The 11,112-nt window shown below is 36.2% G+C and carries 6 protein-coding genes, 1 pseudogene and 1 CRISPR repeat array; of the genes and pseudogenes, 1 reads left to right on the top strand and 6 read right to left on the bottom strand.

Annotated features, from left to right (window positions below; all coding sequences use genetic code 11):
* Window positions 1-200 (top strand): annotated as a pseudogene (locus tag ACFSKL_RS22410) (hypothetical protein); the annotation flags it as partial.
* A gap of 534 nt (window positions 201-734) precedes the next feature.
* A CRISPR array of direct repeats spans window positions 735-5,272; the repeat unit is 37 nt; unit sequence GTTTCAATCCTTATTGTGGTGGACTTTGATTTTGAGG.
* Between the two features lie 188 nt (window positions 5,273-5,460).
* Here the strand turns inward: ACFSKL_RS22410 and cas4 are convergent.
* From cas4 to cas5b, 6 genes are read right to left on the bottom strand one after another with little or no spacing between them, the layout of a single operon-like run.
* Window positions 5,461-6,036 carry a CRISPR-associated protein Cas4 gene (gene cas4 / locus ACFSKL_RS22405; RefSeq protein WP_376889546.1) on the bottom strand — a complete coding sequence of 192 codons (576 nt, stop codon included), beginning with the start codon at window positions 6,034-6,036 and terminating at the stop codon, window positions 5,461-5,463.
* Window positions 6,037-6,044: 8 nt separating this feature from the next.
* Window positions 6,045-6,335, bottom strand: a complete 291-nt coding sequence (gene cas2, locus ACFSKL_RS22400; RefSeq protein ID WP_376889544.1) for a CRISPR-associated endonuclease Cas2 — start codon at window positions 6,333-6,335, stop codon at window positions 6,045-6,047.
* Window positions 6,332-7,330, bottom strand: a complete 999-nt coding sequence (cas1, locus tag ACFSKL_RS22395) for a CRISPR-associated endonuclease Cas1 (RefSeq protein WP_376889542.1) — start codon at window positions 7,328-7,330, stop codon at window positions 6,332-6,334. The genes cas2 and cas1 overlap by 4 nt, the downstream gene beginning before the upstream one ends.
* Before the next feature lie 11 nt (window positions 7,331-7,341).
* Window positions 7,342-8,004: a CRISPR-associated endonuclease Cas6 gene (locus ACFSKL_RS22390; RefSeq protein ID WP_376889540.1), complete on the bottom strand. Its 663-nt coding sequence runs from the start codon at window positions 8,002-8,004 to the stop codon at window positions 7,342-7,344.
* A gap of 1 nt (window position 8,005) precedes the next feature.
* Window positions 8,006-10,393, bottom strand: a complete 2,388-nt coding sequence (gene cas3 / locus ACFSKL_RS22385) for a CRISPR-associated helicase Cas3' (RefSeq protein WP_376889538.1) — start codon at window positions 10,391-10,393, stop codon at window positions 8,006-8,008.
* Complete coding sequence (gene cas5b, locus ACFSKL_RS22380) at window positions 10,393-11,112, bottom strand: type I-B CRISPR-associated protein Cas5b (protein WP_376889536.1); 720 nt, start codon at window positions 11,110-11,112, stop codon at window positions 10,393-10,395. The genes cas3 and cas5b overlap by 1 nt, the downstream gene beginning before the upstream one ends.

Below are 11,112 nucleotides of genomic sequence, written 5' to 3'. Positions count from 1 at the left end.
GCGGCAAGAAGATCAACAGCATCGGCAAAAAGTGGAGCGATGTGCAAGCCCAGAAATTCAATTCCAACTCCCAGCCTTACTATGTGCTGATGGATCCCAAAGGGGAAAAGGTGCTGGTGGATCCCGTAGGTGCGATTTATGATGTGGTAGGCTACCGTGATTATTTGCAAAGTGGGATAGCTAATTTCAGTAATATATAACCCAAATATAGTTTGACGATAGGGGAAAGGCAGCTGGAATGTTCCAGCTGCTTTTTTGATGCTGATTGCTTTTTGCATACAACAATCTCGTCCAAAGAATGTTTTTTGTAAAAAACATTGTGCCTCTTTATGGGTAATCAATGCTCATGTGCAGGGTATCTCAGCGAATGAACACAAAAACCTTGCAATATATTGACTTGCTTTTGTTGGCCAGCTTTATCCCGATACGCTTTGCCATCCGGGACTATTTCCTCGGCTTCTGTTCACAGTATATTTATACAGCTTTACTTCGCCAACTTGGATCTTACTCAATTCAGACTTTTTCAGCAGCTCCTCTGTAGCAGCTCCATTTTTCTGAGGGTTCAGTGTTTATTTCCATATGGAGTGATTGGGTTGGTTGTCATCTAAATTGGTCGTCTTTCCAGCCCTTCTCCCTGGCCCTTCGCTAAAAACCTTCACTGGAGGTTTTCTGAACGCTCAGTCCTAATTCCTGTATGGTGCGATTAAGAATCTGTTTTTCAATATCTGATCAAAGTTTCAATCCTTATTGTGGTGGATTTTGAGGAAAATGTTGTCACAAATCTTGATGATATTTGTGACAGTTTCAATCCTTATTGTGGTGGATTTTGATTTTGAGGCGTTCTCACGATTTTCGTACTTGCGGCCAGGTTAGAAGTTTCAATCCTTATTGTGGTGGATTTTGATTTTGAGGCCAGTTTACGAGTCTTTTCGTCTCTCGACGTAACAGGTTTCAATCCATATTGTGGTGGATTTTGATTTTGAGGATAATATTTGCACTAATCAAATGGAGGAAAACATACGTTTCAATCCTTATTGTGGTGGATTTTGATTTTGAGGGAACTGATATTTTCACCACACTTTTATTCCAAGGTAGTTTCAATCCTTATTGTGGTGGACTTTGATTTTGAGGGTTTTACACCAAAAAAAACACAGATTTATCATGATTGTTTCAATCCTTATTGTGGTGGACTTTGATTTTGAGGTATTTGTCTCTGTGTATCTCGCAATATGCCTTCACTAGTTTCAATCCTTATTGTGGTGGACTTTGATTTTGAGGACATGAAAGACTAGATCAAACCCACATGACAAAAACGTTTCAATCCTTATTGTGGTGGACTTTGATTTTGAGGAATGACGAAAGCGATTGCCATTGCTGCGCTTAACAGGTTTCAATCCTTATTGTGGTGGACTTTGATTTTGAGGCGTTGCTGCCAAACCTTTTTTACCCGGCATGTTGTCGTTTCAATCCTTATTGTGGTGGACTTTGATTTTGAGGCTCTCCAAGATTCTTTTACACAGTATTGCCCTGGAAGTTTCAATCCTTATTGTGGTGGACTTTGATTTTGAGGATCTATAACTATAGCAAAATGACCACTTTCAATTATGTTTCAATCCTTATTGTGGTGGACTTTGATTTTGAGGACCAAACCCAAAGGCAGAAATAGATCCAGAAGCTTGTTTCAATCCTTATTGTGGTGGACTTTGATTTTGAGGATCCCTGATGATGATCTCCCATTTTGATCAAGCAAGTTTCAATCCTTATTGTGGTGGACTTTGATTTTGAGGACTATTCGCTACACTCCAGAACCTCGACCCGGCTTAGTTTCAATCCTTATTGTGGTGGACTTTGATTTTGAGGTAGAGCATGAATTCATAGGAATGCAAATTTCTATTTGTTTCAATCCTTATTGTGGTGGACTTTGATTTTGAGGAAGATCAGCAGTGTAAATATGGCATTATCTCTTTAAAGTTTCAATCCTTATTGTGGTGGACTTTGATTTTGAGGCTTTTTCGGGTGAAATGTTCGGTCGGAATCTGGGTGTTTCAATCCTTATTGTGGTGGACTTTGATTTTGAGGCGCTCTTTGGTGGCACTCTACCTGCTCACCCTCCTCGTTTCAATCCTTATTGTGGTGGACTTTGATTTTGAGGTGGAAAATCAGCAATTATCTCAAACCTTGGCTTTAGGTTTCAATCCTTATTGTGGTGGACTTTGATTTTGAGGTGAATACCATGTATTTTTGCCATGATTTTGTTTGTTGTTTCAATCCTTATTGTGGTGGACTTTGATTTTGAGGTTTTCTTGTGAATTCATATTGATCGCCACCAATTGAGTTTCAATCCTTATTGTGGTGGACTTTGATTTTGAGGCAAATCCTTCTTTCCTGCTTTGATTGACCTGATATGTTTCAATCCTTATTGTGGTGGACTTTGATTTTGAGGCAAAAAAGGATCGAAATCAATTGTCTGTTTTGTGCTGTTTCAATCCTTATTGTGGTGGACTTTGATTTTGAGGAAATAACAAAAGCGATTATCAAGGTCATGAATGAAGGTTTCAATCCTTATTGTGGTGGACTTTGATTTTGAGGTTAGCTATAGAAAAAGAACCTGTATTTATATTTGTGGTTTCAATCCTTATTGTGGTGGACTTTGATTTTGAGGACATGTTAGTATAGCCAATATAGACGTGACACCGCGTTTCAATCCTTATTGTGGTGGACTTTGATTTTGAGGCATGAATTTCCTTTTTTTGAGTTCATTGGTAAACTCGTTTCAATCCTTATTGTGGTGGACTTTGATTTTGAGGGTCTCTTCTTCTTTTCAAATTTATAGGCATATTCACGTTTCAATCCTTATTGTGGTGGACTTTGATTTTGAGGTTTTAAATTTATCAGAGGCTTTATATCCATACCTTAGTTTCAATCCTTATTGTGGTGGACTTTGATTTTGAGGTTTTTGGGTATCTAATTCAAGTTGAAAAAAACCAAAACGTTTCAATCCTTATTGTGGTGGACTTTGATTTTGAGGAAAAAGTGCTTGGATTCAATTGAGCGAAACAAAGGAGTTTCAATCCTTATTGTGGTGGACTTTGATTTTGAGGAAGTGGTTTTCAAAAATTCTGATCTTCCTGATGATTGTTTCAATCCTTATTGTGGTGGACTTTGATTTTGAGGTCCATAATTGTCCTTCAAATAAATTAATAATTTAACGTTTCAATCCTTATTGTGGTGGACTTTGATTTTGAGGCAAAAAAGTTTCTAATTGCAAATGATTTAAGTCAAGTGTTTCAATCCTTATTGTGGTGGACTTTGATTTTGAGGTTCGTCCGTCCAGTTGTTTGCATGTTTCAGGGTCATGTTTCAATCCTTATTGTGGTGGACTTTGATTTTGAGAAACCTAAAACTAGACTTGTCAAGCAATTCGATTTTGTTTCAATCCTTATTGTGGTGGACTTTGATTTTGAGTTGGGCATGTGGATTGAAGCATTCCATACTGGTTTTTGTTTCAATCCTTATTGTGGTGGACTTTGATTTTGAGCTGGACAATGATTAGAAATAATTTCCCAAATTTTTAGTTTCAATCCTTATTGTGGTGGACTTTGATTTTGAGTTTACATTTTCATACTGTCCATTTTGCTCGTTTCGGAGTTTCAATCCTTATTGTGGTGGACTTTGATTTTGAGTGCCCCATGCCAATGAGTCTTCCAGACAAATGTTTTTGTTTCAATCCTTATTGTGGTGGACTTTGATTTTGAGTTTGAAGCGTTCCCGAACTATCAATATTTCTAGTTGGTTTCAATCCTTATTGTGGTGGACTTTGATTTTGAGCTGTAGGAAAATAATTATTATTGTCACATGAAAGAGTTTCAATCCTTATTGTGGTGGACTTTGATTTTGAGTCATGAAGCGGTTGAGGAAACTCAACCGCCTCAAACTGTTTCAATCCTTATTGTGGTGGACTTTGATTTTGAGAAAAATGGGAGTACGCTCAAACGATCCCTTCTACGCGTTTCAATCCTTATTGTGGTGGACTTTGATTTTGAGATAGAGCGGAGGAACATGGATACATCATTGGTATTAGTTTCAATCCTTATTGTGGTGGACTTTGATTTTGAGATTCATCAGGTAAGGCGGTCTTTATCTTCTTTTTAGTTTCAATCCTTATTGTGGTGGACTTTGATTTTGAGTGCCAATCCTAGCGCCGTGCTAGTCACCATTGCTGCGTTTCAATCCTTATTGTGGTGGACTTTGATTTTGAGTGATTTTGAGAGGATTAATTTTTCTCAATCGTTTCACGTTTCAATCCTTATTGTGGTGGACTTTGATTTTGAGATCTTCAACAGGGTCAGAGCAATCAGGAAAATGCCGTTTCAATCCTTATTGTGGTGGACTTTGATTTTGAGCAAGGTACATAGAAAGTATCCTCGTACACTTCGGAGGTTTCAATCCTTATTGTGGTGGACTTTGATTTTGAGAACCAAAACTCCGACCCTGAAAGAAAGGGTCAGGAGGGTTTCAATCCTTATTGTGGTGGACTTTGATTTTGAGTATGGAATTCTCAGCCATCCCTTTTGCAGCGTATAAGTTTCAATCCTTATTGTGGTGGACTTTGATTTTGAGCGATGATGTCGAAGAAGCTCGGGGACAACTACCTCAAGTTTCAATCCTTATTGTGGTGGACTTTGATTTTGAGTCCAAGAATCCTATGAGATTACCTATTGCTTTTGCAGTTTCAATCCTTATTGTGGTGGACTTTGATTTTGAGCATGAACCTCGCTTGGTTAGGCTACTATTATGAAACGTTTCAATCCTTATTGTGGTGGACTTTGATTTTGAGACGATATGTAGAATCTATTTTGGTACATTTCGGAGGTTTCAATCCTTATTGTGGTGGACTTTGATTTTGAGATGAAAGTCGGCTCTACTTGACTCTTCCAGATGGCAGTTTCAATCCTTATTGTGGTGGACTTTGATTTTGAGTGGAACATGGTTAATCAGTACAACAGTCCACAGGAGAGTTTCAATCCTTATTGTGGTGGACTTTGATTTTGAGAATACTCACATCCCTCAAATCAATCGAGCAGGCGAGGTTTCAATCCTTATTGTGGTGGACTTTGATTTTGAGAGCTGACTCAATAGGCGATTATTTCGACTACGAAATGGTTTCAATCCTTATTGTGGTGGACTTTGATTTTGAGTTGATTTTGAAAGGGTTAAGCTTCCTTAACCGTTTCAGTTTCAATCCTTATTGTGGTGGACTTTGATTTTGAGGCGTTTTTTGATTCAACTAACATAAAATCAATTAGATATGTATATTTTTGTTTTGCTAATTTTCCTTTTTTCAATATGTCAAAGAACTTATTTTTATTCATTTTATTACTTTTTCCGTTGATGTAACATGTTGATTTACAGTGTTTAAAATCGAATTTCTTGTCGCATGAAAATAAATCCAAGTGCGGACTATTTTATACAAATGTTTCTGTATGTGCAATTTACACAACGTTTTTTAAATTTTGTAGCTTTTGGAAAGCGGTTTTCTTCCATAATTTCTTGTATTGCTTTGATTGAGAGTTTTATCTCTTCTTTGTCTTCTGAACTTATATCTATTTCTATCAACTTATTTTTACTCCGTACATAAACCAAAAAACCTTTGTTTACGACCTTTCCAAAATTCTCTTCAATCAATATTGCATAACAGACAAGCTGCTGTTTGTATGTTTCAAAAATCCTGTCTTTATATTCAGCAAATTTGTAATCCAATGGTGCCATTGTTCCATTTTCCAATAACAACACTTCATCTACTTTTCCCCTTAATGATTCATTTGTAAGATACTGATCCTGCCATTTTTCTTTGACTCCAATTTTCTTTCTGAGATAGTCTTTGTTCCTTTCTAATTTCACATCATGGATGTCTCTGCCTTTTATTACTTTGTAATTTTTCTCCTCAAATTGGGGGATGGACAATACATACTCAAAATAGGTAAACCTAGGACAAAACAAATATTCGATGATATGAGATGGCGTTAGTGAAATCATTTTGAATACTAGAAAAACAATGACCGTACTTCATCTGTAACAAAATCCTTGTCAAAAGCCCGACCCAACAATACAGTCTGCTGCAGTTCGTCTTTTGACATTGGAAAAATATAAATGGAGTCTTTTTCTTCATCAATCAATTCCTCCAGTTGGAGATGCAATGCATCAAACTGGTTTTTGTCAATAGTCCCCAAGAAAACAGAGTATTGGACTCTATATAATCCAGCCTGAAGACAAATTTTAGATGCCCTAGTTCGGGCTCTATCCTTTTCTATATCATACATTACCCATACTATCATACTTTTCCTATTAGACTGTTTGCAAATTTGTGTGCATCCATCTGCATGGCGTTTGCCCTAGTTTGGTGTCTGCCGGCATAGCGGATGTTTTCTTGGTCAAGGTATTTGACAAAATGTTCTACGAGTACGGGTTTCCCCTCAGGGTTAAGGGAAATTCCACTCTGCAATTCTGCAAAAAAGGCTTTATTTACTTTTTTGGTAGAAAATAATCCAAACACACATCTTTCTGCATAGATTCTGTAGGGTTCTATAAAATCAAAAACAAGACTTTTGGTATTGTAGTCATCCCTATGGAGAAAGCCCAGGTAAGGATCCACGCCTGCAAGCATCAACACCCTCTCAACTCTACTGTAAAGAATGCCATAAGCGTAGTTAAGCAAGGCGTTAAAAGGGTCTTTGGCTGGACGGAAACTCCTTCCTTCAAATTTATATTCTTTTGGTATGGATATACTAAGTCCTTCGAAGTATACACGTCCTGCATTCCCTTCCATTGCACGGATCATATCTGCTACATTTTGGACTTGATCTCCTTTCAGTTCTTGAACTCTACTGCGGTACTCAAGTATTTTGCTTGACTTTGTATGTAAATCTTCATTTAGCCTTTCCCGGTGTTTGCTAAGGTCAAGGAGGTAGTCAGATTGGTTTTCCAATTTTTGGCAAATCCATGACTTGACCCATTCCAAGCCTTCTGAATTTAGACTTGCTTCAAGTTGTCTTTTCCTGATTTTGGTAGTACTTCCGAGTTTGCTGTGCCAGAAACGGCCCATTGGATGCCCATTGTTTTCAACCACTACGATGTCTATGTTGTATTTCAAGGCTAAAGCAATGGCATCTGTAGTGATTGCTGCTCCTTTACTGACAACGAAAGATGTGATCTTGTGTGCAGCGATATGATTTGTCTTAAATTTCTCCTGCTTTGATTCCCTTACCCTGATTTCGAACATCTCATCCTTTACGTGTAAGTAAGTACCATAAGTGTTGATGAAGATTTGCATAATATATTAGGTCAGTGAGTTTTCTTTATTGCACCAAACCCCCTAGCTACAGACTTACCTACACCTACAAAGTTTGGTAATGCGATGTTGCTTACAAAATCTCCTTGAAAGACTATCATTTTCTGATCTTTGAATTTGCTTGTCTTTGGACGGAAATTTCCCTTGACCATGATTTTGTCATCCAACCAAACATTTACACCTTTAAAAAAGCTCAAAATGTTTCCTCTCAATATTTGGTTCAACATAAGGTGTTGCTCCTCAGGATTGGATTTGAGATATGTTTTGTGATTTTCACTATTAAGAGCCATCCAATGATTGCAAAAGGTATAGCCAATAAGATCATCTATCACACCTATCTCCACTTGTTCATGGGAAATGTTCTTGCTGAAAATTGGAAAAGATTTCCCTTCTATGTTGAGTTCTTTGATTTTCAAAAACAGGCTTGTCAATAAATCAGCACCTTCCTGGAATCCCACCAATACAGGAACTTGGTCAATGACTTTGTATTGGACAAGTGGGTACTTGTATCTGCTACTGCCATCTTCATAGTGATTGTGTAATAGGGGGGAGTGCTCTTTAAAATATTCACCAAAATATCCTCGCAATTTATGTGCATCCCGCGTCTGTAACTGGATCTCTGGAAATCGGATAGTGGTAGTTAGGATTTGTGGCATACTAAAATATTTCGATGGGGTTTTCAATTTTTGGTTTTTTATACCCGAAGGTTTCGTCGTAGAACAAACTCCACTCTAAGTCATAAATCAAGAATTTCACTTTATTTTCTTCAGAAGGAGTATATATGTAATCTGGAATTTTAATTACATATTTCATCATTTTTGGAAAGTGTAATTTCAATTTTTGTTTTCTTTCAAAATGCTCCTCTATTTCCATCAACTGTAGATAAATATCCCAAAGTAATAGTGCTTTTTCATTGACAGGGATGAAAAAATTATATGATTTATATTTTTCCACAATAAGCCTGAAATCCTTATCTGTCCCTACATCTTCGAATTTTAACGACAAAACAGATTTGATAAGCTTTTCACTGATGTATGAATAGTCTTGAACTTTTTCCTTTATTGCTTCAAAATAAGAAGTGTTAAGTTCAAAATATTGACTTTCTTGGATTATGGCATTGTATTTATTAAGAGTTCTTTCGGTGACTGATAAAAGAGTGGGATCATAAATTTTTTCTTTTCCACTTCTGAAAATATGCACTTTGGATACAACTTTGGATGAGTTTCTATTGCATCTACCGGCTGCTTGATTGATCGAGGAAAGAGGAGAAAAGTCTCTAAATACCAAATCAAAATCCACATCAACTCCTGCTTCGATTACTTGTGTGGAAATAAGAATCAATGGTTCTTTCTTTTTAAGAAGGGGGGAAATATTATCATTTAGGACTTTTTCTCTGGAATGAGGAATGATGGATGCTGAAAGGTAAAATAATTTATCGATTTCAAGTTTCTCTGAAAGTATTTGAAAAAGGTTTTGAGAGAATCGAATGGTGTTACAGATAACAAGAATTGATTTAGACTGAAAGCTGAACTTCTCAATTATTAGGCTTGCCAATTCTTCTTCAGAAATTAGCCCTCTTGACAATAAAGTTTTGTCAATTTGGGTTCTATTCAATTTTTTGAAAAAATAATCCTCAGTTTCAAACCAACAAAGTTCTTTGGTTTTTTCTGGAAGAATTAAGGGTTGTGTGGCAGAAACTAAAACAAATTTAGTGTTAAAATGTAAAGCCATTGATTCCATCATAAATTCCAAAGCAGGAATTAATGATGGATTTATTGCTTGAACCTCATCTAAAATGATAATACTGTTGACTAGGTTGTGGAATTTTCTCAGGTTCTTATTATGATTGGTAAATATGCTTTCCCAAAATTGAACAAAAGTGGAAACGGTAATTTCTTTTTGCCATCCTTCTGTGAAATATTCCCACTCAGGGTAATCAATTTCATTTTCATCCTTATTTTCAGGTATTGCCAAGTGGTGGTGAATTCCAATTAACTCAGGGTTTAGTCCTGATTTGATTAGAATTTCTTTGAAGAGAAATCCATTTTGGTCAATAATAGAAGTAAATGGCAGGCAGTACACAATCCTTGCCTTTGGAGCAAATTTCTCTTTCAAGAATAAAGCAGCTTTAAATGCTGTGAAAGTTTTCCCTAGCCCCGTAGGAAGGGTAATTGAGAAAAAATTCTGTTTTCCACATTTCAAAGTATTTTCAACAGCTGTTTGATATGCTTTTTCTCTTAATTCATTGATTTTAAATGTATTAGTCAAAGTTGACTTTTTGAATTCATCAATAACTTGACTTTTAATCGAATTCCTTTCAAAAGACTTGTTCTTTAACATCACATCACCTTTGTCAGCACTTAACAATAAGGAATAAACAAATAAAGTCTTAAGGTAGAATGAAGGATCTTGGTTCTCTTCTAAATACTTCTCTAGTTTTTTGAATTGCAAAAGTTTAAACCCTTCCAGTATATCGATAATGTGTGGTATCTTAAAGGGAAGGTCTATTGAGTTCATTAGTGCTTCTACCTTTCCATAGTTAATATTTTCTTCAATGATTTTGAATTGATTTTTGTGATTAGCAGGATTCATACATCCCAACTCAAAATTCCGCAGGTATCCATGATGCCTTTTTAAGACTTTTAGTGACAACATTGCACCCAGTCCATATCTCTCTTCAATAGGAATTGTTGTTAAAAATGCCCAAGCACCGAAATGAGCATGTTCTTTTAATTCAGGTGAATTTATCCATTCATTATATTTTGTCGTATTCGATCTAAGGAAAAACTCTAATTCATCGATTGAATAATTTACATGTCCCTTTCCTTTCAATACAAGAGCTTTAGATAAGTATAACTGGAAAAATATGGAAGCTTTTGCTAAATCGTGGTAACTGATTAACCCGTAAAGCATGTTTTTCAATTCACTTTTAGTGAACAAGTTTTGGATTTTGTCTTCCAAAAGTAAATCAACAACTTCTTTAAGTCCCTTTAAATGCTCGGACAAAGTTCTGTCATCATGGGAAATCAATTCAGATAGATTCATTACATCAACATTATTCCAATATTACCGCCATTCAAATTTATTTCATAGTGATTCTTTGAAACCAACTTGGTCGGTTTACCATTTAGATCGAAAAGGATACTTTCTCTTTTTGTGACTTCTCTCTGGACATTCATTTCCAAAGGGTACATGTCCTGTTCCTGTATGTGGATTGAATTTTTGACCCAAAAATCCTGATCAAACGATTCTAGGTCAGATTTTGGAATCACTGAATGCACAATTACTTCCCCAGTTCTATGCTTCAATTTTCCTTCTCCAATATAACTAAAATTTGCAAGGCAGCTTGCCAGTCCAAGTACAGGAGTGTAGACACTCTGCTTTTTTTCCAATGCCCCTTTAAGGTTTGTCATTAACAATTCATCTGTATGATGGAAAAATATTCTATAATGAGGTTCAATTACAAACTCCATTAATGTAGGTTTCCTATTGTCCCTTATCGGCCCTGGGGTAGGGGATAGGTTGATATTAATCCTTTGGAACCGAATTGGATTGATTACTTGAATTCCAATTTGACATACCCCTTCTTTAAAATGGTTTAAATAAATATTGCCTGAATTTTCAAGACCCAGAATTGAACCCACAATACCATATATTGAAGTTTTAAAAGGAATAGCGTAGGATAAAGCCGAAGTTGTTACATAGATTTTTTTGAAATGGGCGTATCTACCCCATACATCAAAAACAATCGCATGATCTGCCAT

This window comes from Belliella marina (assembly GCF_042682445.1).
GTDB classification, from domain to species: Bacteria; Bacteroidota; Bacteroidia; order Cytophagales; family Cyclobacteriaceae; genus Belliella; species Belliella marina.
The sequence above is the reverse complement of the archived record's forward strand: the minus strand, read 5'-3'. Positions and strand labels throughout refer to the sequence as shown.

What these genes read in the sequence shown, in the direction of transcription:
- cas2 (WP_376889544.1), bottom strand. Translation starts at nt 6,335, where the DNA reads ATGATAGTATGGGTAATGTATGATATAGAAAAGGATAGAGCCCGAACT.
- cas1 (WP_376889542.1), bottom strand. Translation starts at nt 7,330, where the DNA reads ATGCAAATCTTCATCAACACTTATGGTACTTACTTACACGTAAAGGAT.
- cas4 (WP_376889546.1), bottom strand. Translation starts at nt 6,036, where the DNA reads ATGATTTCACTAACGCCATCTCATATCATCGAATATTTGTTTTGTCCT.
- ACFSKL_RS22390 (WP_376889540.1), bottom strand. Translation starts at nt 8,004, where the DNA reads ATGCCACAAATCCTAACTACCACTATCCGATTTCCAGAGATCCAGTTA.
- cas3 (WP_376889538.1), bottom strand. Translation starts at nt 10,393, where the DNA reads ATGAATCTATCTGAATTGATTTCCCATGATGACAGAACTTTGTCCGAG.
- cas5b (WP_376889536.1), bottom strand. Translation starts at nt 11,112, where the DNA reads ATGGCAGATCATGCGATTGTTTTTGATGTATGGGGTAGATACGCCCAT.